Below are 24,647 nucleotides of genomic sequence, written 5' to 3'. Positions count from 1 at the left end.
TCTCCGGTCAGGGGGTCAGCGCGGCGACCACTTCGACGTGACGGGTGTGGGGGAACAGGTCGAACGCCCGCAGTGTGCGCAGCGGATAGCCGCGCTCGGCGAAGGAGGCCACATCCCGGGCCAACGAGACAGGGTCGCACGCGACGTAGACGATCTGCGCGGGCCGCAGCTCGGCGATCGCCTCCACGACGGCCCGGCCCGCGCCGGAGCGCGGCGGGTCCAGGACGACGGTCGCCGCGCGCAGGCGGGCGCGCTCCATCGCGGACGCACCGGCGACGAGACCCGCGACGATATGCTCGACGCGCCCCGTGACCGCGGCAGCGCCGACCCAGTCCGCGAGGTTCTCCGCCGCATCGTCGGTGGCAGCCTCGTCGGATTCGACGGAGGTGATGCGCAGGGTGGGGCCGAACCGGTCGCCGAGAGCTGCCGAGAGGAGGCCGACGCCGCCGTAGAGGTCGAGGTTCGCGGCGCGCGGGTCGAACAGGGCCTCATCGACAGCCGATTGAACGGCCGCCGTCAGCGTCGTCGCAGCGGCCCGATGCACCTGCCAGAAACCGCGGGCGTCCACCCGGAACTCGCGGTCGCCCACGCGCTCGCGGATCGGGGCCGGACGGCGAGGCGGGCGGACCAGCCGGTCGCCCCGGCGCGCGGGGGCGTCGTTGACGAGGACATGGACCGTGCCGAGCCCGGTGGCGACGACCTCCACCGACTCCGCTCCGGGGAAACGCTGACCGAACGGGGTGGACTCCTGGACCAGAGCGGTCGCGAGCGGGAGGTCATCGACCGGGACGACCGTGTGGGTGCGCGCCGCGAAGGGGCCGATGCCGCCGCCCTCGCCGACCTGCAGCCGGACGCGGGTGCGCCAGCCGGTGCCGTCCTCGGTCTCGCCCGCGACCGGTTCGACCACGACGCCCAGCGCGTCGATCAGTCCCCGATCGAGTTTGGCGGTGCGCTGGAGGGCGTCCACGATCACGCGCCGCTTGAGCTCGCGCTGATGACCCAGGCGGATGTGGCCGAACTCCGCCCCGCCGGGCCGCTGACCGGGGGCGCGGTCGATGCCCGCAGCGGACCAGACATGCTCCTGACGCTCGGGCGCCGCCTCCAGGACCTCGAGTGCCTCGGCGCGCCAGAACCGGTCGTGCTTGCGGTCGGCGATCCGGGCGCGGACGCGCTCCCCCGGCATCGTATCGGGCACGAAGACCACACGACCCTCGTGCCGGGCGACGAACACGCCGCCGTGCGCGACGTTGGTAATGTCGAGGTCGACCTCATCTTTCCGGGGCATCCATCGAGCATCCCACAGGTGACGACCATGCGGCTCTACCTCGCCTCCACCTCCCCAGCCCGCCTCGCGCTGCTGCGCGCCGCGGGGATCGAGCCCGTCGTCGTGCCGTCGCGGGTGGACGAACCCGCTGCCGTCGCCGCGGCGGAAGCCGAACACGGACCGCTCTCCCCCGACGCGATGGTGCGGCTGCTCGCCCGGCTGAAGGCGGAGGCCGTGCGCGGCACGCTCGACGGCGAACCGATCGACGGGCTCGTCTTCGGCGGCGACTCGGCGTTCGCGATCGACGGCGCCATCCACGGCAAACCGCACCGGCCCGAGATCGCACGCGAGCGCTGGCGGGCACAGCGCGGGCGCACCGGGCGCCTGCACTCCGGGCACTGGCTCATCGACCACCGCGGGGGCGTGGAGAACGCCGCTGTCGGGGCGACGGCCGTGGCCGCCGTCTCGTTCGCAGACGTCACCGACGCCGAAATCGACGCCTACATCGCCAGCGGCGAACCCTTGGAGGTCGCGGGCGCATTTACCATCGACAGTCTGGGCGGCCCCTTCATCCGCCGGGTGGAGGGCGACCCGAGCACCGTCGTCGGGTTGTCCCTCTCGACCCTGCGCGACCTGGTGCGCCAGCTCGGAATCGAGTGGACCGAGCTGTGGAACCGTGCCGGAGCGTCATTATAGAAAATCTGAAGGCTTTTGGATGTATTTTTATGAGAATCGTCCAAAAGGCGATCGGACCCGCGCAATAGGCTAGAGAACTGTGCCACGTATCTCCAAGGTCCTCATCGCCAACCGGGGCGAGATCGCCGTCCGGATCATCCGCGCCGCACGCGACAGCGGGATCGGCTCCGTCGCCGTCTACGCCGACCAGGACCGCGACGCTCTGCACGTCAGGCTCTCGGACGAGGCCTACGGCCTCGAAGGCTCCACCAGCGCCGAGACGTATCTGGTCATCGACAAGCTGCTCTCCATCGCCCGCCGCTCGGGCGCCGACGCCGTGCATCCGGGATACGGCTTCCTCGCCGAGAACGCCGACTTCGCCCGTGCCGTCATCGCCGCCGGCCTCGTCTGGATCGGCCCGTCGCCGGAGGCCATCGAACGTCTCGGCGACAAAGTCTCCGCCCGGCACGTCGCCGAGAAGGTGGGCGCACCACTGGCCCCCGGCACCCTCAACCCGGTCGCCGATGCGGCCGAGGTGCTCGATTTCGTGGACGAGCACGGCCTGCCCGTCGCCATCAAAGCGGCGTTCGGCGGCGGCGGGCGCGGCCTCAAGGTGGCCCGCGCCCGGGAGGAAGTGGCCGAGCTCTTCGAGTCCGCCACCCGGGAGGCGATCGCGGCGTTCGGCCGCGGCGAATGCTTCGTGGAGAAATACCTCGACCAGCCGCGCCACGTCGAGACCCAGTGCCTCGCCGACGCGCACGGCACCGTCGTGGTCGTCTCGACCCGCGACTGCTCGCTACAGCGCCGCCACCAGAAGCTGGTCGAGGAGGCCCCCGCGCCGTTCCTCACTCCGGAGCAGCGGGAGAAGCTCTACAGCGCCTCCAAGGCGATTCTGAAGGAGGTCGGCTATCAGGGCGCCGGCACCTGCGAGTTCCTCATCGGCAAGGACGGCACCGTGTCGTTCCTCGAAGTGAACACCCGTCTCCAGGTCGAGCACCCGGTCTCGGAGGAGGTGACCGGCATCGACCTCGTCCGCGAGCAGTTCCGCCTCGCGGAGGGGGGCAAGCTCGACGGAGTCGACCCGGCCCCCCGCGGCCACTCCTTCGAGTTCCGCATCAATGGCGAGGACGCCGGCCGCGGCTTCATCCCCTCTCCGGGCCCTGTCCACGTCTTCAAAGCGCCCGGCGGCCCCGGCGTCCGCGTCGACAGCGGCATCCAGGCCGGCGACGTCATCGGCGGCGCGTTCGACTCCATGCTCGCGAAGCTGATCGTCACCGGAGCCACCCGCGAGGAGGCGCTGGAGCGCTCGCGCCGCGCCCTGGACGAGCTCGAGGTCGCAGGCCTGCCGACGGTGCTGCCGTTCCACCGCGCGATTGTGCGCGACCCCGCCTTCGCTCCGCAGGACGGCGAGCCATTCTCCGTGTACACCCGCTGGATCGAGACCGAATGGGCCGGCGCCATCGAGCCGTGGTCCGGCGAGCTTGGCGAACCGTCCACGGCGGAACGCCGGAGCAACGTCGTCGTCGAGGTGGAGGGCAAACGCATCGAGGTCTCCCTCCCCGCCCGCCTGCTGGCCGGCGGCTCCCCCGAGAAAGCCCCGCTCGCCCCGCGTCGCCGCGGGGGCGGGCATGCGGTCGACACCGCGACGGGCGACGCGCTCACCGCTCCGATGCAGGCGACCGTCGTCAAGGTCGCGGTCGCCGACGGCGACGAGGTGGTCAAGGGGGATCTCGTGCTCGTCCTCGAGGCCATGAAGATGGAGCAGCCCCTCACCGCCCACAAGGACGGCACCATCGCCGCCATCAACGCCGCCGTGGGCGAGACCGTCTCCTCCGGCCACCTGCTCCTCAGCATCGTCTGACCGCCCCCGCGTCCACATCCCGCCCCCACCATGTCGGAAAGGGAGGACTCCCACCCGAGAATCGGTTCAGAATTCCTCCCTTTCCCGCGTTATCCTCGTCTCGCACGACCCGACTCCTCCCTTTCCAGCACCGCCTCGATCGTCGCGACCACCGAATCCGGTGTGCTGAGAAGGTTCCTGGCCGAGACGCGCAACCAGCGATCGCCCCGCAGCGCTAGCGCCGCATCCCGCATCCGGTCCCTCTCGAAAGCCTCACGCCCAGAGTGGAACGCGAAACCGTCCACTTCGACGTAGAGGATTCCGTCGACGCGGGCATCCACCCGGCCTGCGCCCGGGACGGCGATCTGCTGCTCGACGAGGTGGCCGCGGGCGGTGAGGCGCTGACGCAGAATGGACTCGACGCCCGAGTCGGAGCCAGGACGAGCGCGCCGCGCGATCGTCCTGGCTCGTTGCGGCTCGGAGGCGAAGGTGCGTTCGATGTCCCGGATCGAGACCAGCCCTGCGCTGAGCGCGGTATCGAGGACGGCGACGGACGTCTCCTCGTCGGCGCAAGCGACCACGGAACGCAGGCAATCGGCCACGGAGACACGCCAGATCTCCGGATGCGCTCGGCAGGCACGCCAGTGCAGCACAGCACCCGCCTCGACGCCCGCGCGACCCGCCGTGGGCGGAACGGTCGCGTGAGTGCGAGCGTCCATGCCTCCCCACAATCCGTAGCTGCGAGCGGCGGAAACGCAGGAGAGCCGTCCACCCATGCGAACCGCGGCGATCGCCGCCTCGAAGACGCCCGGTTTCGCGTATCGTCCGTTTCGCGGCCGGATCAGCCGCCCGTCGGCCACCACCCTCCCCAGCGCACGCTCGGTCGCCCCGGCATCGCGGAGCTGGCGCGTGGAGGCGATTCCGCCGCGCTTGTCGAACTCCTGCATCCAGTTCATCGCTCTATCGTCGGCGGCCACGCCGACCGGCAGAGACGGCAGGAGCCATCTGTGGATAAACAGCCTGTCGGAAAGGGAGGTGGATAGTACAGACACGCCGAGCCCGAGCAGGAAAGGGAGGAGATATGACGGAGGGGGGAGGGGGAGTCCTCCCTTTCCGACACAAGACGGGGGGGTGGAGGGGGACGGGGGGAGGGGACGGGGGGTGGGGCGGGAGAGAGGGACGGGGGTCAGGGGGAATCGGCGGGGGCGCCTTTGAGGTCGATGCTGATTTCGGCGGCGTCGAGGTTGTTGAGGGCGCCGGCGAGGACATTCGCGCTGAAGGTGCCCTCGTCGCGGGCGTCGAGGAGGGCGCAGCGCTGGGCGCGGATGCGGGCGAGGCGGGCGGCCTTGTACTGATCGAAGACCTCGGGGGTGCGCTCGGCGGTGAGAGGGAGAGGGACGGTTTTTCCCACGTCGTGCAGCAGCACCATCAGGCGGCGGCGCTCGTCGCGCTCGGCGTCGGGGTCGGCGGTGCTGGGTTTGAGGAGCCGAAGAACAAGGGCCAGCGTGCCGCCCTGAAGCAGAAGCGACCCCGCGGCGACGAAGAAGGCGATGAGAACCAGCACGGAACGCCCGGGGGTCTCGGCCGGAAGGCTCTGCGCGGCGGCGACCGTGACGGCGCCGCGCATCCCCGCCCAGACGACGATGCCGCCCTCCCGCCAGCCGAGTGGAGCCTCGGTGAAGTAGTCGATATCGGCGAGGAGCCGACGGAGGCGCACACCGAAGCGGGCGAGGTTCTCGGCGGTGGGGACGCGGCGGCGGCGCAGAACTCTGCTGCGGACGATTCTCCGGGCGCGAGCCGCGCGGCCGGTGAGGGGGACGACGGCGTACGGCGCGCCGGCGGCGCGCACCGCGTCGGCCCGCTCCGCGTCCACGCCCGACGCATCCGCACGCCCCGCATCCACGCCCGACGCATCCGCACGCCCCGCATCCACGCCCGGCAGCGCCGGCCTCGCACCGGCCAGCCGCTCGGCGATGGCGCGCTGAACGCCTTCCGGGTCTTCGAGGCGCTGCTGCATCCGCTCGAGCGCGGGCCGCATCCGCTGCCCGCGCCGATGACGCCGGCCGAGCATCGCCAGGAGGGGCGCCACGAAGGCGGCGCGCACGAGGATCGTCAGGAGCAGCGCCCCGGCGGCGACCCCGATGAGGGGCAGCAGACCGGAGCGGTCGTTCTCGACCTTCTGCAGGATGCCGAAAAGTTCGAGGCCCATCGTCAGGAAGATGACGCCTTCCAGCACCATCTCGACCGTGCGCCAGTTCTGCGTGCCCGAGAGCCGATGCTCCGGCGAGAGCACCCGAGGCGCGCGGCTGCCGGTGACGAGTCCGGCGACGACGGCCGCGACCAGTCCCGAGGCGCCGAGCGCTTCGGCGGGGAGGGACGCCAGGAACGGGACGGTGAAGGAGATGACGGTGTTGACCGTGGCATCCTTCACCCGCTGCCGGACAAGCAGGTTCAGCCGTCCGACGGCCCAGCCGAGGAGGACGGCGATCAGCACCGAGTAGACGAACGAGACGACCACCACGCCGAACGTGAACGACGCCGCTGTGGCCGCGACGGCCGCGCGCAGCAGCACCAGCGCCGTGGCGTCGTTGAGCAGGCTCTCGCCCTCGAGGATGGCGACGACGCGCGGCGAGACGCCCGCCCGTTTCACGATCCCGGTGGCCACCGCGTCCGTCGGGCTGACGATAGCGCCGAGCGCGATGCCCCACGCCAGGCCGAGCCCGGGGACGACCCAGGCGAAGAACAGGCCGAGCAGCACCGAGCTGACGACGACCAGGAGCACGGACAGCCCGCCGATCGCACCGAACTCGCGGCGGAAATTCATCGACGGCATCGACACCGAGGCGGAATACAGCAGGGGCGGGAGCACACCGGCGAGGACCCACTCCGGCTCGATCGTGACCGCGGGCACGAACGGCAGCAGACTCACCAGGATGCCGACGACGACGAGGACGAGCGGCGAGGCGACGCCGAAGCGGGGTCCGATCGTCGTGGCGGCCGCGATGGCCAGAATGGCGAGGACGCCGATGACCAGGATCTCCTCCATGCGCGCGCTCCCTAAAGGACGATATGCATCGCGCGGGCCGCGTCCGAGATGGAGCCGGAGAGGGACGGGTACACCGTGAACGCCCGGGCGACCTGGTCGACCGTGAGACGGTGCTCGACGGCGAGCGCGAGCGGGAAGATCAGCTCGGAGGCACGCGGGGCCACGATCACGCCGCCGATCACGGTCCCCGACCCGGTGCGGGCGAAGAGCTTGACGAACCCGTCGCGGATGCCGAGCATTTTCGCGCGCGGGTTGGATTTCAGCGGCAGCTTGTAGATATCGCCCTGCGCGATGCCCTCCTCGATCTGCTTCTGGTTCCAGCCGACCGTCGCGATCTCCGGCTGGGTGAAGATGTTCGAGGTGACATTGCGCAGTTCGATCGGGTTGACCGCGTCGCCCATCGCGTGGAACACCGCAGTGCGGCCCTGCATCGACGCGACCGAGGCGAGCGGCAGCGAGTCGGAGCAGTCTCCGGCGGCGTAGATGTTCGGGATGGAGGTCCGGGCGACCCGGTTGACCCGGATGTGGCCGGACGGCGTCAGCTGCACCCCGGACTCCTGCAACCCGATCCCGGCGGTGTTCGGGATCGAGCCGACGGCCATCAGGCAGTGGCTGCCCTCCACGGTGCGGCCGTCGGAGAGCGTGGCGACCACACCGTCCCCGGCGCGGACCACCGACTCGGCGCGGGAAGTGGAGAGCACCTGCATCCCATTGCGCTTGAAGACGTTCTCGATCACGCCGGCGGCGTCCGCGTCTTCGCCCGGGAGCACCTGGTCGCGGGAGGAGATGAGGGTGACCTTCGAGCCGAGCGCCGTGTAGGCCGAGGCGAACTCCGCTCCGGTGACGCCCGAGCCGACGACGACGAGGTGCTCGGGGATCGCTCCCAGATCGTAGAGCTGGGTCCAGGTCAGGATGCGTTCGCCGTCCGGCTCGGCGGAGGACAGGATGCGCGGGCGGGCACCGACGGCGACCACGATGGTGTCCGCGTCCACGCTGTCGAAGTCCGTGCCCGAGTCGCCCCGCACCGTCGAGACGATGACGGTGCCCGGACCGTCGAGCCGGCCCTCCCCGGAGACGATGCGGACGCCCGAGCGCACGAGCTCGGCGCGCATGTCCTCCGATTGCTGGCGGGCGAGGCCCATGAGGCGCTTGTTGACCGCAGCCAGGTTGACGGCGATCTCCGGGCGCACCGGCTTGCCGCTGGCGCCGCGGGAGAAGAACTGGACGCCGAGGTCAGCCGCCTCGGCGATGGAGTTGGTGGCCTCCGCTGTCGCGATGAGGCTCTTGGAGGGGACGACATCGGTGATGACGGCCGAGCCGCCGACGCCGGAGCGCTCGATGAGGGTGACATCGGCGCCGAGCTGCGCCCCGGCGATCGCCGCCTCATACCCGCCGGGTCCGCCGCCGAGGACGGCGATCCGCTGCTTGCGCTCGAATTCGTAGGCCATACCGTCCATTCTTCCGCATGCGGGCTGCTCTTCCGTATGCGGGCTGCGCCGTCGCGCCGCCGGGGTTGGCAGCGTCCGCGGAGAGCGCTCAGTAGAGTGGGCGCATGCCGGAAACCCTGAACCCGCTCGACGACCCTGCCACCGATCCGTTCGAGGTGGCCGAACGCGCCGCGGAACAGCTCGCGGAGAAGACCGGCGTCGCCAAGCACGACATCGCGCTCACGCTCGGCAGCGGCTGGGGCAGGGCGGCGGACCTGATCGGCGAGACCGTCGCGACCGTCCCCGCCACCGAGATCGTCGGCTTCGGCAAGCCCGCGCTGGAGGGCCACGTCGGCACCCTGCGCTCCCTCCGGCTGCGAAACGGCAAGCACGCCCTTGTCATCGGCGCGCGCACGCACTACTACGAGGGCCACGGCGTCCGCCGTGTCGTCCACAGCGTCCGCACCGCAGCGGCCGCGGGCTCCTCGACGATGATCCTCACGAACGGCGCGGGCGGCATCAAGGAGACCTGGACGGCCGGAACCCCGGTCCTCATCAGCGACCACCTCAATCTCACCGCCGACTCGCCGCTCGAGGGCGCGACCTTCATCGACCTGACGGACCTCTATTCGAAGCGCCTACGCGACCTCGCGCGCACCATCGACCCGAGCCTGGACGAGGGGGTCTACACACAGTTCCGCGGCCCGCACTACGAGACGCCGGCCGAGGTGCGGATGGCGAAGGCGATCGGCGGGCACATCGTCGGGATGTCGACGGCGCTGGAGGCGATCGCGGCGCGCCAGGCCAGGATGGAGATCCTCGGGATGTCGCTCATCACCAATCTGGCGGCCGGCATCCAGAAGACCCCGCTCAGCCACCAGGAGGTCATCGAAGCCGGCCGCGAGGCCGAACCGGTGATCGGCGCCCTGCTCGCCCGGATCGTGGAGGCCCTGTGAGCGACACCGCGCAGCTCCTCGCCGACGCCCGCGTCTGGCTGGAGCAGGACCCCGACCCCGAGACGCACCGGGAGCTCACGGCTCTCCTCGCCGATGCCGAGTCCGGCTCGGCCGGGGCCATCGCGGACCTCCGCTCGCGTTTCGGCGCCCGTCTCGCTTTCGGCACGGCCGGTCTCCGCGGCGAGATCGCCGCCGGCCCGAACCGGATGAACCGCGTGCTGGTGGCTCAGGCCGCGGCCGGCTTCGCCCACTGGCTGATGGAGAACGCCGAGGACGGAACCCCCTCGGTCGTCATCGGCTACGACGGCCGCAAGAACTCCGATGTCTTCGCCCGCGACACGGCGGAGCTCATGGCCGGAGCCGGCGTGTGCGCCATCCTCCTGCCGCGCCTGCTGCCCACCCCGGTGCTCGCGTTCGCGATTCGGCACCTGGGCACGAGCGCCGGGGTCATGGTCACCGCCAGCCACAACCCGCGGAACGACAACGGCTACAAGGTCTATCTCGGCGGCAAGAGCCACGGTTCGCAGATCGTCTCCCCGACGGATGCGGAGATCGCCGCGCACATCCTGGAGGTCGCTCGGGGCAGCGTCGCAGAACTGCCCCGCTCGGAGCAGTACGAGGTCGCCGGCGAGGAGGTCGAGCGCGACTACATCGCGGCGACCGCCGCCGTCGCGAGCACCTCCGCCCCGCGGGACGCCGTCTCGTTCGCGTACACGGCCATGCACGGCGTCGGCTGGCGCACGGCCCGGGAGGTGTTCGCCCGCGCCGGGTTCGCCGAGCCCGCGGTCGTGACCGCGCAGCGCGATCCCGATCCGGCGTTCCCGACCGTCGCGTTTCCGAACCCCGAGGAGCCGGGCGCGATGGATCTCGCGTTCGCCACGGCGCGCGAGGCCGGGGCCGACCTGGTCATCGCCAACGACCCGGACGCCGACCGGCTCGCCGTCGCCATCCCCGACCCGGCCGCGGCCGAGGGCTACCGCCGGCTGAGCGGCAACGAAGTCGGCGCCCTGCTGGGCTGGCGCGCCGCCGAGCTGGCTGCCGGGGAGGGCGGGGCGCTCGCCTGCTCGATCGTCTCCTCTCCCGCGCTGGCGGCGGTCGCGGAGGCGTACCGCCTCGGCTTTGCGAACACGCTCACCGGTTTCAAATGGGTCTCCCGCGCACCCGGGCTGATCTTCGGCTACGAGGAGGCGCTGGGCTACCTCGTGAACCCGCAGACCATCCGTGACAAAGACGGCATCTCCGCCGCGACCGCGCTGCTCGACCTGGCCAGCAGCCTGGCCGCGGAGGGGCGCACGATCGCGGACCAGCTGGACGCCTTCGCCGAGCGATTCGGCTTCTTCGCGAGCGAGCAGATCTCCCTCCGCGTCAGCGATGTCTCCCGCATCGGCGAGATCATGGCGGCTCTGCGAGCGACCCCGCCGAGCCACCTCGGCGCGGTCCCCGTGAGCCGGATCGACGACCTGAGCGACGGTCTCGGCGGTCTCCCGCCGAGCGATGTGCTCCGCATCCTGCTGGCGGACGGCTCGCGCGTGATGGTGCGGCCGAGCGGCACGGAGCCGAAGCTCAAGATCTACATCGACGCGTCGAGCGACGAAGGCGCCCTCGCCGAGCGGCGCTCGACCGCCGCCGCGCGGGTCGCTGCCCTGGCGGAGGCGATGCGGGCGCTGACAGCGTGACGGGCTGACGGCCTAACCGAGCGCTTCGTCCAGTTTCCGCTCCAGCTCATCGAGGTCGAAGTAGTTCTGCACCACGATCACGTCGGCGTTGGTCGGTCCGATGCGATCGGCCAGCTCCGGCGAGGTCAAGATGATCTGGGCGTCGGATGCGACGGAAGCGACGTTCACCGCGTCCGACGCCGCGACGACCGCGTCGATCCCGAGCCGTTCGAGCACCCGCTCGGCGTTGACTTTCAGGATGCCGGAGGTTCCGAGGCCGACGCCGCAGATCGCCACGATCTTCACCGTGCGGCCTCTTCCTCGCTGAGCGTCAGGATGCGTTGCACCTCGGCCACCTCGCTCGCGTCCGCGAGCGCCGGAATCGAATCCGGGTCGTTGAACACATTGGCCAGTTCCGCGACACTGGTGACATGCGCGTCCGGTGTGGACACGGCCAGGCCGATGACCACCGAGACGGGGTCGTTGTGGGGGTGCCCGAACGCGACCGGCTCAGCCAGCGTCACCACGGCGAGTCCGTCGACGTTCACGTCCGGGCCGGGTCGCGCGTGTGCGAGAGCGAGGCCGGGGGCGATCACGATGTAGGCCCCGAACTCCTCGATCACCTGCACCATGCGGGCCGCGTATCCCGGTTGCGTCGCACCCGAACGCGCCAGCGCCGCCCCCGCGAGATCCACAGCCTCGCGCCAATCGGCGGCGTGGGCGCCGATGGTCACGGCGGAAGCGGGCAGTGGCGGCAGGGGCATGCCTCCAGCGTATCGCCCGGTGGGTCAGGAACCCTCGAAACCTGCTGTGACGATCCCGGCCAGCTCCTCGCGCTCTTCGAGGGGGAGGAAGGCCGCCGCCGCCGCGTTCAGCTGGAAGATCTCGAGGTCGGTGCGGTCGTAGGCGAAGGCATCGGCCAGGATGCTCAGCTCGCGGGTCAGCGTCGTGCCGCTCATCAGCCGATTATCGGTGTTCACCAGCACCCGGAAGCCGAGCTGGTAGAGCAGGTCGAACGGGTGGTCCAGGATGTCGTCGCCCCAGGCCGCGATGGCCCCGGTCTGCAGATTGGAGCTGGGGCTCGTCTCCAGAGCGATCTCGCGATCCTTGACCCACTGCGAGAGCGTCCCGAGCGTCACATACGTGTTCTCGTCGTCCTGGCGTTCGATCGTGATGTCCTCGGCCAGGCGCACACCGTGCCCGAGCCGCAGCGCGCGCCCGTCGAGCAGCGCGCTCTGGATGCTGTCGAGACCGTCCGCCTCGCCGGCATGCACCGAGGTCGGGAAGAACTGGGCGGCCAGGTAGTCGAACGCGGCGCGGTGGTTCGAGGGCGGGAAGCCCGCCTCGGGACCGGCGATGTCGAACCCGACCACGCCGTCATCGCGGTGCCGCACCGCCAGCTCGGCGATCTCAAGACTGCGATCGGTGTGGCGCATCGCGGACACCAGCTGGCCGACGCGGATGCGCGCGCCGGTCGCGTACACATCCTGGATGCCCTGCTCGATGCCCTCCTGCACGGCTTCGACCGTCTCGTCGAGGCTGAGCCCGCGACCCAGATGCTGCTCCGGCGCCCAGCGCACCTCGCCGTACACGACCCCGTCGGCCCCGAGATCCTGCACGAACTCGCGCGCGACGCGGATGAGGCTCTCTCGGGTCTGCATGACGGCGGTCGTCAGATCGAACGTCTTGAGATACTCGACCAGGGAGCCCGAATTCGACTTCTCGGCGAACCAACGGCCCAGGGAATCGGCATCGCCGGCCGGGATCTCGAGACCGGCCGCATCGGCCAGTTCCAGAACGGTCAGGGGGCGCAGGCCGCCGTCCAGGTGGTCGTGCAGCGACACTTTCGGCAGGGCCTGGATGTCGGTGCCGTCGGGCAGCGCGTACGTCTCGTTCTCGCTCATACCCTTCAATCTACCGGGAGCGGCCGATCCGCTCCGCGACGATCGGCCCGCGCTCGAACGGCGTTCCGGCGGGGGCGATCCGATAGGCGCCGTCGAGCGCTTCGAGCGCGCGCTCGAAGCGCGCCGGCTCGTCGGCGGAGAGGGTGAACAGCGGCTGGCCGGCGCGGATCTCATCGCCCGGTTTCGCGTGCAGGTCGATGCCCGCCGCGGGCTGCACCGGGTCCTGCTTGCGGGCGCGGCCAGCGCCCAGGCGCCATGCGGCGATGCCGAAGGGGAGGGCCTGCTGCTCGATCAGGATGCCGTCCTCCCCGGCGAGCACGGTGTGCGTCTCCCTCGCCACCGGAAGCGCCGCCTCCGGGTCGCCGCCCTGGGCGCGGATGACCTCCCGCCACTTGTCCATCGCCCGCCCGTCCCTCAGCGCCGCCTCGACCTCCGCGTCCGGCTGACCGGCCAGCGCGAGCATCTCGCGCGCGAGCGCGACCGTCAGCTCCACGACATCGGCGGGACCGCCGCCGGCGAGCACCTCGACGGACTCGCGCACCTCATTGGCGTTGCCGATGGCGAGGCCCAGCGGGACATTCATGTCCGTGAGCAGCGCCGAGGTGGCGACCCCGGCGTCCGTGCCCAGCTCGACCATCGTCCGAGCCAGCTCGCGCGACTTCTCGATGTCTTTGAGGAACGCTCCCGAACCGAACTTCACGTCGAGCACCAGCGCGCCGGTGCCCTCCGCGATCTTCTTGGACATGATCGAGGAGGCGATCAGCGGGATGGCCTCGACCGTGCCCGTGATGTCCCGCAGCGCGTACAGTTTGCCGTCGGCCGGGGCGAGCCCCGAACCGGCCGCGCAGATGACGCCGCCCTCGTTCCGCAGCTGCGCGAACATCTCCTCGTTCGACAAGTCGGCGCGCCAGCCCGGGATGCTCTCGAGCTTGTCGAGCGTCCCTCCGGTGTGCCCGAGACCGCGGCCGGAGAGCTGCGGGACGGCCACGCCGAAGGCGGCGACCAGTGGCATGAGCGGCAGTGTGATCTTGTCGCCGACACCGCCGGTGGAGTGTTTGTCCGCGGTGGGCTTGCCGAGACCGGAGAAGTCCATGCGCTCGCCCGAGGCGATCATGGCGAGCGTGAGGTCCTTGATCTCGCGGCGGGTCATGCCGTTGAGGAAGATCGCCATCGCCATCGCGGACATCTGCTCGTCGCCCACGTAGCCGCGGGTGTAGGCGTCCACCAGCCAGTCGATCTCGGCGGTGCGGAGCTCTCCGCGGTCGCGCTTGGTCCTGATCAGGTCGACGGCGTCGAACGCCTCGACCATTCCTGCGGTCTGGGTCACGGGATGTCTTTCTCAGTCGTTGGTGCGGTGCTCGGCGAGTTGCCGCGGACCGAAGGCGTCGGGCAGCACCTCGTCGATAGCGCGGAGGCCGGAGACGGTCTCCAGCAGCATCCCCTCGGCCGCGTGCTCGGAGAGCAGCTGCCGGCAGCGTCCGCACGGCATGAGGGTGTCGCCGTCGCCGTTCACACAGGTGAAAGCGACGAGCCGGCCGCCGCCGGACATCGCGAGCGCGGAGACGAGCCCGCACTCGGCGCACAGCGTGACGCCGTAGCTGGCGTTCTCGACATTGCAGCCGCTGACGATGCGGCCGTCGTCCACGAGCGCCGCCGCCCCGACGGGGAAACGCGAGTACGGGACGTAGGCGTGGGCCATGGCCTCGCGGGCCGCTGCGCGAAGGGCCTCCCATTCAATAATGATTGTCATGATTTGATATAGGGTTTGCCGGAGGCGGCGGGTCCGCGCGAGACCCCGACCAGACCGGCGACGGCGGCGATCGTCACCAGATAGGGCAGCATCCGCAGGAACTCGCTCGGGATCGGGGCGTGCAGCAGGCCGAGCAGGCTCTGCAGCGCGGCCGCGAAGCCGAAGAGGAGCGCGGCGAGAGTGGCGCGGATCGGGTTCCAGCGGCCGAAGATCACAGCGGCCAGCGCAATGTAGCCGAGGCCGCTCGTCATGTCTTTGACGAACCCGCCGACGCCGCCGATCGTGAAATACGCGCCGCCGAAGCCAGCGATCGCGCCGGCGATCAGCACCGTCCAGAACCGCGTCGAGGTGACCCTGACACCGACCGTGTCGGCCGCCTTCGGGTGCTCGCCGACCGCGCGCACCCGAAGGCCCCAGCGGGTGTGGAACAGGAAGAAGGAGACACCGGCCACCGCGACGTACATCGCGTACACGATCAGCGTCTGATCGAACAGCACGGGGCCGATCACCGGAATCTGGCTCAGCAGCGGAATCGGCAGACTCGGAAGCGTGGGCGGCAGGTTGAAGGCCGCCGTGTTGTTCGCCATGACCGCCGTGTAGAAGAAGCCGGTCACGCCGGAGACGAGCACGTTGAGCACGATGCCGACGATGACCTGGTCGACGAGGTACTTGATCGAGAACGCCGCGAGGACGAACGAGACGAGCATCCCGGCGACGGCAGCGCAGATCAGACCGACGCCGGCCGAGTGCGTCATGGTGGCGAGCATCGCCGAGGTGAAGGCGCCGCCGAGCAGCTGGCCTTCGATGGCGACGTTGACGACGCCGACGCGCTCGGACAGCACACCGCCCAGAGCGCCGTAGATGATCGGGACGCTGAGGCCCAGCGCCGCCGCGAGCAGGCCCGCGACGGGCACCGTCCCGGAGCCAGCCGACCAGGTGACGAACCCGAACAGCAGCGCGAGGGCGAACACGGCCCCGAGCCAGAGCGGAACCCGGCGGCCGCCCGCCACGAGGACGAAGGCGGACGCCGTGACCACCAGGGCGATCGCCGTCACCGCGAAACCGGCCGCCAGGGTGTACACGGGCAGGTTCGGGATGACGAAGAAGTCATTCTTCTCCGTGAACGTGTACGTCGTCTCGCCGGAGCGGGGGAAGACGAGGAAGAGCACGATGCTCACGAGAGCGAAGACCGCGAACACGATCGGCAGGCGCCAGTGGCGGACCACGACGCGGGCAGACGCTCCGTCGCCCCCGGTCGGCGCGGGGGCAGCGGGCGGGGTGACGACGGTCATCGTGCGACCGTTCCCTTCGTGCGAGACGCTCTGCGGGTCCGGCTCGGCGCGCCGGGTGCGGGCAGCCGGAAGATCGCCCGCACGAGCGGCGGCGCAGCGATGAAGAGCACCGTGACGGACTGGATGATCGCGATGACCTCCACCGGCACGTTGTCGGCGGCCTGCATGGCGAAGCCTCCGGCCTGGAAAGCGCCGATGAGGATGCCGGCGACGAGCACGCCGAACGGGCGCGAGCGGCCGAGCAGCGCGACCGTGATCGCTGAGAAGCCGATGCCGGCGTCGATGTCGCTGCCGAACCCGGTGGTGATCTGCCCGAGCACCTGAGTCGCCCCGGCGAGGCCGACGAGCGCGCCCGAGATGACCATCGCCCACACGTAGACCGATGTGACCGACATGCCCGCGACGCGCGCGGCGTTCGGGTTCTCGCCGACCGCGCGGAAGCGGAAGCCGAGGTTCGACCGCTCGAGCAGCCACCACACGGCGACGGTCGCGAGGATCGCGAGCAGGATGCCGATGTCCAGCGAATACCCGCTGCCGAAGAGCTTGGGGAACACCGCCGTCGGCAGTGTCGCCGGGGTGCGCGGATCGTTCGCGCCCGGGGCGCGCAGAAAGGATGTCGTGAGCAGGTAGTTGAGAAGGTTGAGCGCGATGTAGTTGAGCATGATCGTGACGATGACCTCGTGCGCCCGCGTGTACGCTTTGAGGACCCCGGCGACCGCCGCCCAGATCGCACCGCCGACGAGCCCGGCGATGACCGCGATGAGGAGGTGGACGCCCGGCGCCATCGGCAGTTTGAAGCCGACGATGCCCGCGAACAGGGCCGCGATGAGCATCTGTCCCTGGCCGCCGATGTTGAACAGGCCGACGCGGAAGCTGAGCGCGACACCGAGGCCGGCCGCGATGAGCGGCGTGGCGAAGGTGAGCGTCGTCGACAGCGACTGGATGCCGGTGGCGACATCGGGGGCGTTGACGTTGTAGACAGCGCCCTGGAAAAGGGCCGAGTACGCTCCCCCGACCGCGTTGCCGATGGCGGCGAAGGTGTCTCCGGGTCGCGCGAAGAAGTAGCCGAGCGCCGCCTGCACCTGCTGGTTCGTCACGGCGATGAAGACGCCGCCGACGACGAGCGCGACGATGATCGCACAGACGGAGAGCAGCGCGCTGCCCGAGGCGATCTCGCGCAGGACGCGGTGCGAACGGGACTCCTCGGGGACGGGCGGCTCCGGGGCCTCGCGCCCGGCGGGGATCTGGTCGAGCGCGGGTTCGGCGGCGGGCGTTCCGCCCGCCAGAGCGTCGGCGTCCACGCGGGGGATCTGCTCGCTCACGCGGAGGCTCCTTCTGTCTCGACGAGGTACTCCGCCGGTGGGGCCTCACCGGTCATCATGAGGCCGAGGATCTCCCGGGGCGTGGTGGCGGGCACGATGCCCACGACGCCGCCGCGGTACATGACCGCGACGCGGTCGCCGAGCGCGACGATCTCGTCCAGCTCCGTGGAGACGACGATGACCGGCACCCCGGCGCCGCGCGCCGCGATGATCCTCTCGTGGACGAACTCGATCGAGCCGACATCCAGACCGCGAGTCGGCTGCGCGGCCACGAAAAGGCGGAGTTCGCGGCTCAGCTCGCGCGCGAGGACGACCTTCTGCTGGTTGCCGCCGGAGAGCCGGCCGACGCGGGTCGCGATGCCCTGGGAGCGCACGTCGAACTCGCGCACCTTCTCCTCCGCGAACGTGTCGCGGAACGCGAGCTGAAGGTTCACCCCTTTGACGAAGGGGGCGCCATCGGAGCGGTCGAGCATCAGATTCTCGGCGATGGAGAACTCGGCGACCAGGCCGTCCACGTTGCGGTCCTCCGGGACGAACCCGACGCCGGAGTCGAGGATCCTCCGCACGGAGAGGCCGAGGAGCTCGCGGCCGTCGAGCTCGATCGACCCGGTCACCCGCTTCTGCAGGCCGAGGAGCGCCTCGGTCAGCTCCGTCTGGCCATTGCCCTGGACACCGGCGATGGCGAGCACCTCGCCGCCGCGGACATCGAAGCTCAGCGCGTCGACCAGAACGGCCCCGGCTGCGTCGAAAACGGTGAGATCCCGCACGCGGAGGACATTGTCCGTGAGCCGCGGCTCGCCCTTCCGGACGCTCAGCTCGACACTGCGGCCCACCATGAGCGAGGCGAGCTCGGCGTTGGACGCCTCCGGGTCGGCCTCGCCGGCCACCTTGCCGAGCCGCATGATGGTGATGCGGCTCGCCACCTCGCGAACCTCGCGGAGCTTGTGGGTGATGAAGACGATGCCCGTCCCGCCGGCGGCGAGCTGCTTCATGATCGTCATGAGCTCATCGGTCTCCTGCGGCGTCAGAACGGCCGTCGGCTCGTCGAACACGAGCACTTCGGCATCGCGCGAGAGCGCCTTGATGATCTCCACGCGCTGCTGGACGCCGATGGGCAGCTCCTCGACCAACGCGTCCGGGTCGACATCGAAGCCGAACCGTGCCGAGATCTCGCGCACCTTCGCGCGAGCCGCCGTGAGATCGAGACGGCCGCCGAACCTGGTCTGCTCGTGGCCGAGCATGACATTCTCGGCGACGGTGAAGACGGGGATGAGCATGAAATGCTGGTGGACCATCCCGATGCCCGCCTTCATGGCGTCGCCGGGACCGTCGAAGCGCTGGACCTCGCCGTCGAGGAGGATCTCGCCCTCATCCGCCTGGTACAGGCCGTACAGGACGTTCATGAGGGTCGACTTGCCGGCGCCGTTCTCGCCGAGCAGGCAGTGGATCTCACCGGGTTCGACCGTCAGGTCGATGCGGTCGTTCGCGACCAGGGCGCCGAATCTCTTCGTGATGCCGCGGAGTTCGAGTTTCATGAGGACCTCGGGGTTTCGGGCTGGGTGCTCGAGGCGGAGGCGGGGAGGCCGGCGCAGGCCGGCCTCCCCGCGGTCGCGCGATCTACTGGGCGAACGCCGACGGCGACTCGACCTTGATCGAGCCGTCGACGATGCCGGCCTTAATCTTGTCCAGCTCGCTCTTCAGGGTGGAGTCGATCTTCGAGGCGAAGTCGTGGAACGGGGCGACGCCGACGCCGTTGTTCTTCAACGTCCCGACATACGGCGAGTTGTCGAACGCGCTGCCGGAGGCGGCCTGCTCGACGACCGTCGCGACCGTCGGCTTGATGTTCTTCATGATCGAGGTCAGGAACAGGCTGTTGAAGCCGTTCTGGTCGGTGAGGAAGACATCGGCGTCGTTCCCGATCAGGGTGACATCCTTGCCGGAGTCCTTGATCGCCGCACCGGCGCCCTGGTAGATCGGGCCGCCGATCGGGGCCAGCACATCGGCGTTCTGGCCGAGCATGGTCTGGGCGATCGTCTTCGACGTGTTGAGGTCGACGAAGCTATTGACGAACTGGCCGTCCTGCGACGCGAGATCCCAGCCGATGACCTTCTTGTCGGCGCCCTTCTGCTGATTGTAGTACTTCACGCCGTCCACGATGCCGTCCATGAAGATCGTGACCGAGGGGAGCTTCTGACCACCGTAGGTGCCGATGACACCGGTCTTCGAATAGCTCGCCGCCGCGTACCCGGCGAGTAATCCGGCCTCGTCGGTGTCGAAGACGACCGGTTTGACGTTGTCGGCCTTGATGCTGTTGTCGTCGACCATGACGAAGCTCACCTTGGGGTTCGCGGCGGCGGCCTCCTTCACCGGCGCGACCAGGTTGAACCCGGAGGCGACGATGACGCTGCACCCCTGCTGGATCAGACTCTTGATGTTGGGCAGATAGTCGTTGGCGCTCTTCGACTGGACCTGCTTGTAGGAGCTGCCGATCTTCTTCGCGGCCTCCTGCACGCCCTCCAGGCCGAGCTGGTTGAACGAGCGGTCGTTGAAACCGCCCTGGTCGGAGACGATGCAGGGCATATAGGTCGAGTTCGCGCCGGCCGAGTTCGACGAGCTGGGCGCTGAGCCGCAGGCCGCGAGCAGCGCGACGACACCGGCCGCGACGAGGCCGGTGAGCGCGGACTTACGAGCTGTGATGGTCAAGGTCTTTTCCTCCAGGCTGCGGGGACCCGCGCAGGATGAGAGCGGGCCAGGGTATGCAATGCAGGTTACCGAATGTGACAAACCGCACCGTTCGGACGTTCGGCTTCTTCATGCAAGCGCTACAAACGCTCGCCGGATTGGCACGTACTCATTTGAGCACACCGGCGTCAATGCAAGCGAATCGGCTCGATTCCGCCTCCTTCGACGGGGGCCGGAGGCCGTTCGCGAGCCCGGCAGGCGATCGCGCCCTACAGCCACCCGCGCCGCTTGAAGATCGCATACAGCAGCGTGCTCAGCCCCAGCATCGCGAGCACCGCCATCGGATAGCCCAGCGGCCATTCCAGTTCCGGCATATGCGTGAAGTTCATCCCGTAGACGCCCGCGATGAGCGAGGGCGCGAACAGGATGGCCGCCCACGAGGAGATCTTCTTCACCTCTTCGCCCTGGCGATGGCTGGAGTGCGCGAGGCGGGTCATCTCCTCGTTCTGGCGCTCGGAGACGAGGGTCGAGTTCACCGTCAGGATGTCGCGCAGCAGGTAGCGGAAACCATCGACGCGCTCGTTCACCTGGGTGAGGTGGTCGGCGACATCGCGCAGGCGGCGTTCGAGCTCCTGGGTCACGCCGTATTTCGAGGAGCCGCGTTCCAGCGCCACCATGACGGCGGAGAGGGGGTGCGTGGCGCGCTGGAAGTCGATGACCTCGCGCGAGAGTTCGTAGATGCGCCGGGAGACCAGGGCGTCCCCGCCGAACACCTGCGTCTCGATCTCGTCGATGTCGTTGGCGAGACCCGCGACCACGGGGCTGTAAGCGTCCACGACGGCGTCGATGATGGCGTACAGGACGGCCTGCGGACCGAGGGCGAGCAGGTCGCGCTCACGCTCCATCCGCTGCCGCACGGTGGAGAGGTCGGGCGACTCGCTGTGACGAACGGTGATCACGAAGTTCGGCCCGACGAAGAGATGCAGCTCGCCGAAGTCGACCTCCTCGGGGACATCCAGATAGTTAGCCGCCTTGAGCACGACGAAGAGCACCGTGTCGTAGCGTTCCAGCTTCGGCCGCTGATGCGCGACGATCGCGTCCTCGATTGCGAGCGGGTGGAGGTTGAACTCCTCCGCGAGCGACATGAGCTCCTGCTCGCTCGGCCGGTAGAGGCCGATCCAGGCGACCCCGCCCGGCGTGCGGTCGAGCGCGCGATAGGTCTCGGCCAGGGTCTGCGGCGACGCGACGCGCACGCCGTCCGCGTAGACCGCGCTGTCGACCATGCTGGAGCGCTGCGCGGGCGAACGCTCGACAAGGGAGGGCGATGGCGAACGGAGAGGGTCGCCGCGGCGCGACCGGGACGTGAAGGGCATCGGGATACCGCGTCGGTTCGGGTTCGCCATCGTTCGCTCCAGGTGCGGGTGCAGACAGTCGGATGCCGCTGGTCGCCCGGGGGGCGTTGGGCCACTTAACTGTAAGCGCGCTGTCTGCGGGTGCGCTGCCCGCTTTCCTGCGCGGTCGCTGTGCATGCGTTCACGATGACGTGCTCGTAGTACCGGATCAGTTCGGCGACGAGCACGTCCCAGCCGCGCCCGAGCACAGCCCGCCGTCCCGCCTCCCCCATCCGGAGCCGGAGCGGCGCGTCCCGGACCAGCATGGAGACGGCCGCGCGCAGCGCTCTGTCATCGGCCTGCGGGAACAGCAGCCCGTCCACACCGTGATCGACGAGGTCGATCGGCCCGCCCGCCCGCGGCGCGACGACGGGGAGCCCGGAAGCGTGCGCCTCCTGCACGGTCTGGCCGAACGTCTCCTCGGAACCGGTGTGGACGAAGACATCGAACGCTGCGTACGCTGCCGCGAGGTCGGCGCCGCTGAGCCGCCCGAGCCAGGCGACCTCCATCCCGCTCAGCGCCTCGGAGACGGCCGGGAGCGACGGCCCATCGCCCACGATCGCCACCGACACACCCGGCAAGCCGCGCAGCGAGGCCAGGCGCTCCACCTGCTTCTCCGGGGCGACCCGTCCGACGTAGCCCACGACCGTCTCCCCGTGCGGAGACAGCCGCTCGCGCAGTTCGACGGCCGCGCGGGCGGTGCGATTGTTCGGGTGGTAACGCTCCAGGTCCACCCCGCGGCCCCAGCGCCCCAGCGGCTTCACTCCCGCCGTCCTCAGGTCGTACTCGGAGGCGGCGGAGGGCGCGAGGGTCACATCGGCGCCCTCGTGGACCCAGGCGACGTACTTCCCGGCGATGGCCGACGTCATCCCGAAGCCGTTCCGCCGCGCGAAACCGGCGACATCCGTCTGATAGACCGCGACCGACGGCACCCCCAGCCGGTTGGCCGCCGCGATCGCCTGAGCGCCCAGGAAGAACGGCGATGCCGCGTGCAGCACATCGGGCGCGAACCGGGCCAGGATGCGCTGCACCTGCGGGCTCGGCAGCCCCACCGGAAACTGCCGGTAAGCGATCGACGGCACCTGGTGGATGCGGAAGCCAGCGTATTCCGCCGGCGCGCCCGCGTCCGGACAGATCACGATCGCCTCGTGCCCGAGCGCGGCCAGCTGTTCGAGCACCCGCAGGACGCTCGTCGTGACCCCGTTCACCGTGGGGAGGAAGCTCTCGCTGACGATGGCGACGCGCATACCGCCAGTGTGCGCCGCGCGGGTGTCTCGTCCGTGAACGGCAGGTGTCCAGGGCCGCTCGGTATTCTTTCGCCATGACGACATCCCCCCTCGACCGCTTCTACGGCGTCATCCCCGCGGGCGGCATCGGTTCCCGTCTGTGGCCGCTCTCCCGGGCCGACGCTCCGAAGTTCCTGCACGACCTGACCGGATCGGGTCAGACCCTGCTGCGGGACACCTGGGACAGACTGGCCCCGCTCGCGGGCGAGCAGCGGATCATGGTCGTCACCGGGCGGGCGCACCGGGCCGCGGTGGAGGCGCAACTGCCCGCGCTCACCGATCCGAACATCGTCCTGGAGTCGGAGCCGCGGGACTCGACGGCCGCGATCGGGCTGGCCGCTGCGATCCTGGAACGGCGGGAGCCCGGTGTCATCGTCGGCTCGTTCGCGGCCGATCACGTCATCCAGAACGAACCGCTCTTCGCCGCCGCCGTGCGCGAAGCCGCCGCCGCCGCCGATGCCGGCTACATCGCCACGATCGGCATCAAGCCGACCGAGGCGGCCGTCGGCTTCGGCTACATCCAGACCGGCGCCGCCCTCGCCGTCGCCGGCGCCCCGAGCGCGCTGACGGCCGACTCCTTCGTCGAGAAACCCGACCACGCCACCGCCGAACGCTACCTCGCCGGCGGCCGGCACCTGTGGAACGCGGGGATGTTCATCGCCCGCGCCAGCCGCCTGCTGGAGGAGATCGGCCGCTCCCGCCCGCAGCTCCTCGCCGGACTCCAGGAACTCGCCGCGGCCTGGGACGACCCGGCCACCCGCGGGCCCGCCGTCGACCGGATCTGGCCGGCGCTCGAGAAGATCGCCATCGACTACTCGGTGGCAGAGCCCGCCGCCGCCGGCGGCCGCCTCGCGGTCATCCCGGGCTCCTTCGACTGGGACGATGTGGGCGACTTCGCCTCGCTGGCGAAGCTGAACTCGGGCGGGCGCAAATCGGATCTCGCCATCCTCGGGGAAGACGCCCGGGTGCTCTCCGATGCGTCCAGCGGCATCGTCGTCAGCCGGTCGAAGCGCGTCATCAGTCTCATCGGTGTGAAAGACATCGTCGTCGTGGACACCCCCGACGCCCTCCTCGTGACGACGAGCGAGAACGCGCAGCGGGTGAAGGCGGTCGTGGACGCGCTCAAGCTGACCGGCTCGACCGACGTGCTGTAGCCGACGCCGCCGCAGCGGGCGGCGCACCACAGCGGGCACACTCCCCGCGGGCGTCCCCGCGCCGAAAAGGGAGGAGATCTCGGCGCAGCTCAGAAGGAGAGCATGGGAAAGGAGGAAATCTGCACCGGATCGGCCGAAGACTCCTCCCTTTACCACCCCGCAGGCGCAGCACCCCGCAGCGCAGGGAATGAGGCTCAGTCCACCACCGACGGGCCGCTTTGCACATCGCGCGCGATCCGGCTGATCTCCGCATCGTCCACCGCGAGACCGGCCTGGTCGAAGCGCTCGCGCAGCAGCTTCTCGCTGCCTTCCAGCGGCAGCAGTTGCATATCGGCGCGCACCTGCTCCACGATGCCGGCCATTTTCGCACTGTCGGCGGCCTCCGTGCTCCCGTCCATGACGGGTTCGTCCTGTGTCATAGCCCGGACGGTACGCCGCAGCCACTTCCCGTCAACCGGTCGCGCACTTATCTCGAGGTCGAGAGAGCTGAGGACACCCTAAGAGGCGTGGGAGGCCCGTGCCGCATAGAATGAGGGTGCGCTATCCGCGCCTTCCGTCAGCGACATGCACCCAGGGAGGGTTGTTCGTGCCAGAGCAAGCGGCAGGGACCCTGCAACCGACAAAGAACCGGCCCGGGGGAACCCTGTACCATGGCCGCGAAGGAATGTGGTCGTGGGTCCTCCACCGCATCACCGGTGTGGCCATCTTCTTCTTCCTTCTCGTCCACATCCTGGACACCTCGCTCATCCGGGTCAGCCCGGAGGCGTACAACGCGGTCATCGGCACGTACAAGAACCCGATCATAGGACTCGGCGAGATCGCCCTGGTCGCTGCCATCGTGTTCCACGCCTTCAACGGCCTGCGCATCATCCTGATCGACTTCTGGAGCAAAGGCGTCAAGTACCAGAAGGTCATGTTCTGGATCGTCATCGCGCTCTGGGCGGTCCTGATGGCCGGGTTCGTCCCGGTGCAGCTGATCCACATCCTCTCGGAGGCGAACTGA

22 protein-coding genes are annotated in these 24,647 nt (G+C 69.9%); 6 read left to right on the top strand and 16 right to left on the bottom strand.

Annotated features, from left to right (window positions below; all coding sequences use genetic code 11):
- Window positions 1–7 precede the first annotated feature (7 nt).
- Window positions 8–1,285, bottom strand: a complete 1,278-nt coding sequence (locus tag O159_RS02130) for a class I SAM-dependent RNA methyltransferase (RefSeq protein WP_021754120.1) — start codon at window positions 1,283–1,285, stop codon at window positions 8–10.
- A gap of 27 nt (window positions 1,286–1,312) precedes the next feature.
- Between O159_RS02130 and O159_RS02125 the strand changes: the two genes are divergently transcribed.
- Both O159_RS02125 and O159_RS02120 read left to right on the top strand, forming a co-directional pair.
- Window positions 1,313–1,960 (top strand): Maf family protein, encoded by a 648-nt coding sequence (locus O159_RS02125; RefSeq protein WP_043993914.1) that lies wholly within the window; start codon window positions 1,313–1,315, stop codon window positions 1,958–1,960.
- 79 nt (window positions 1,961–2,039) lie between these two features.
- A complete protein-coding gene (locus O159_RS02120; protein ID WP_021754118.1) occupies window positions 2,040–3,800 on the top strand; it encodes an acetyl/propionyl/methylcrotonyl-CoA carboxylase subunit alpha in 1,761 nt (586 codons plus the stop codon).
- Window positions 3,801–3,889: 89 nt separating this feature from the next.
- Here the strand turns inward: O159_RS02120 and O159_RS02115 are convergent, their stop codons facing one another.
- The 3 genes from O159_RS02115 to O159_RS02105 form a co-directional block, all read right to left on the bottom strand.
- Entirely contained in the window at window positions 3,890–4,735 is an 846-nt protein-coding gene (locus O159_RS02115) for a type IV toxin-antitoxin system AbiEi family antitoxin domain-containing protein (RefSeq protein ID WP_021754117.1), read from the bottom strand.
- A 230-nt stretch (window positions 4,736–4,965) separates the two neighbouring features.
- Window positions 4,966–6,825 (bottom strand): cation:proton antiporter, encoded by a 1,860-nt coding sequence (locus O159_RS02110; RefSeq protein ID WP_021754116.1) that lies wholly within the window; start codon window positions 6,823–6,825, stop codon window positions 4,966–4,968.
- An 11-nt stretch (window positions 6,826–6,836) separates the two neighbouring features.
- On the bottom strand, window positions 6,837–8,273 hold the full coding sequence (locus O159_RS02105) for an NAD(P)H-quinone dehydrogenase (protein ID WP_021754115.1): 1,437 nt from the start codon (window positions 8,271–8,273) through the stop codon (window positions 6,837–6,839).
- A 104-nt stretch (window positions 8,274–8,377) separates the two neighbouring features.
- Between O159_RS02105 and O159_RS02100 the strand changes: the two genes are divergently transcribed.
- Both O159_RS02100 and O159_RS02095 read left to right on the top strand, forming a co-directional pair.
- Window positions 8,378–9,208, top strand: a complete 831-nt coding sequence (locus tag O159_RS02100; protein ID WP_021754114.1) for a purine-nucleoside phosphorylase — start codon at window positions 8,378–8,380, stop codon at window positions 9,206–9,208.
- Window positions 9,205–10,884, top strand: a complete 1,680-nt coding sequence (locus O159_RS02095) for a phospho-sugar mutase (RefSeq protein ID WP_021754113.1) — start codon at window positions 9,205–9,207, stop codon at window positions 10,882–10,884. Before O159_RS02100 ends, O159_RS02095 begins: the two co-directional genes overlap by 4 nt.
- A 12-nt stretch (window positions 10,885–10,896) precedes the next feature.
- Here O159_RS02095 and O159_RS02090 read toward each other — a convergent pair whose 3' ends face one another.
- The 11 genes from O159_RS02090 to O159_RS02040 all read right to left on the bottom strand — a co-directional run bounded on the left by O159_RS02090 (window position 10,897) and on the right by O159_RS02040 (window position 22,451).
- A complete protein-coding gene (locus O159_RS02090; RefSeq protein ID WP_021754112.1) occupies window positions 10,897–11,169 on the bottom strand; it encodes a PTS sugar transporter subunit IIB in 273 nt (90 codons plus the stop codon).
- A complete protein-coding gene (locus O159_RS02085; RefSeq protein WP_021754111.1) occupies window positions 11,166–11,627 on the bottom strand; it encodes a PTS sugar transporter subunit IIA in 462 nt (153 codons plus the stop codon). Before O159_RS02085 ends, O159_RS02090 begins: the two co-directional genes overlap by 4 nt.
- Before the next feature lie 24 nt (window positions 11,628–11,651).
- Complete coding sequence (locus tag O159_RS02080) at window positions 11,652–12,767, bottom strand: adenosine deaminase (protein ID WP_021754110.1); 1,116 nt, start codon at window positions 12,765–12,767, stop codon at window positions 11,652–11,654.
- Window positions 12,768–12,777: 10 nt separating this feature from the next.
- Window positions 12,778–14,076: a thymidine phosphorylase gene (locus O159_RS02075; protein WP_021754109.1), complete on the bottom strand. Its 1,299-nt coding sequence runs from the start codon at window positions 14,074–14,076 to the stop codon at window positions 12,778–12,780.
- 30 nt (window positions 14,077–14,106) lie between these two features.
- Entirely contained in the window at window positions 14,107–14,517 is a 411-nt protein-coding gene (locus O159_RS02070) for a cytidine deaminase (protein WP_043993445.1), read from the bottom strand.
- Window positions 14,514–15,809: an ABC transporter permease gene (locus O159_RS02065; protein WP_021754107.1), complete on the bottom strand. Its 1,296-nt coding sequence runs from the start codon at window positions 15,807–15,809 to the stop codon at window positions 14,514–14,516. Before O159_RS02065 ends, O159_RS02070 begins: the two co-directional genes overlap by 4 nt.
- Window positions 15,806–17,131, bottom strand: a complete 1,326-nt coding sequence (locus O159_RS02060) for an ABC transporter permease (RefSeq protein WP_021754106.1) — start codon at window positions 17,129–17,131, stop codon at window positions 15,806–15,808. Before O159_RS02060 ends, O159_RS02065 begins: the two co-directional genes overlap by 4 nt.
- The gene (locus O159_RS02055) at window positions 17,128–18,666 is read right to left on the bottom strand and encodes an ABC transporter ATP-binding protein (RefSeq protein WP_021754105.1); all 1,539 of its coding nucleotides are present in this window, start codon (window positions 18,664–18,666) and stop codon (window positions 17,128–17,130) included. The genes O159_RS02060 and O159_RS02055 overlap by 4 nt, the downstream gene beginning before the upstream one ends.
- An 82-nt stretch (window positions 18,667–18,748) precedes the next feature.
- Window positions 18,749–19,834: a BMP family lipoprotein gene (locus O159_RS02050; protein WP_021754104.1), complete on the bottom strand. Its 1,086-nt coding sequence runs from the start codon at window positions 19,832–19,834 to the stop codon at window positions 18,749–18,751.
- 248 nt (window positions 19,835–20,082) lie between these two features.
- Window positions 20,083–21,216, bottom strand: coding sequence for a magnesium and cobalt transport protein CorA (locus tag O159_RS02045; RefSeq protein ID WP_043993444.1), 1,134 nt, complete (start codon window positions 21,214–21,216; stop codon window positions 20,083–20,085).
- A 65-nt stretch (window positions 21,217–21,281) separates the two neighbouring features.
- Window positions 21,282–22,451 (bottom strand): glycosyltransferase family 4 protein, encoded by a 1,170-nt coding sequence (locus O159_RS02040; protein ID WP_021754102.1) that lies wholly within the window; start codon window positions 22,449–22,451, stop codon window positions 21,282–21,284.
- Window positions 22,452–22,525: 74 nt separating this feature from the next.
- Here O159_RS02040 and O159_RS02035 point away from each other — a divergent pair, with 74 nt between their 5' ends.
- On the top strand, window positions 22,526–23,644 hold the full coding sequence (locus O159_RS02035; protein ID WP_021754101.1) for a mannose-1-phosphate guanylyltransferase: 1,119 nt from the start codon (window positions 22,526–22,528) through the stop codon (window positions 23,642–23,644).
- Window positions 23,645–23,838: 194 nt separating this feature from the next.
- Here the strand turns inward: O159_RS02035 and O159_RS02030 are convergent, their stop codons facing one another.
- Window positions 23,839–24,063, bottom strand: a complete 225-nt coding sequence (locus O159_RS02030; protein ID WP_043993443.1) for a hypothetical protein — start codon at window positions 24,061–24,063, stop codon at window positions 23,839–23,841.
- Window positions 24,064–24,230: 167 nt separating this feature from the next.
- On the opposite strand from O159_RS02030, the gene sdhC reads away from it, so the two are divergent.
- On the top strand, window positions 24,231–24,647 hold the full coding sequence (gene sdhC / locus O159_RS02025) for a succinate dehydrogenase, cytochrome b556 subunit (RefSeq protein ID WP_081689921.1): 417 nt from the start codon (window positions 24,231–24,233) through the stop codon (window positions 24,645–24,647).

The organism is Leifsonia xyli subsp. cynodontis DSM 46306 (assembly GCF_000470775.1).
GTDB classification, from domain to species: domain Bacteria; phylum Actinomycetota; class Actinomycetes; order Actinomycetales; family Microbacteriaceae; genus Leifsonia; species Leifsonia cynodontis.
The sequence above is the reverse complement of the archived record's forward strand: the minus strand, read 5'-3'. Positions and strand labels throughout refer to the sequence as shown.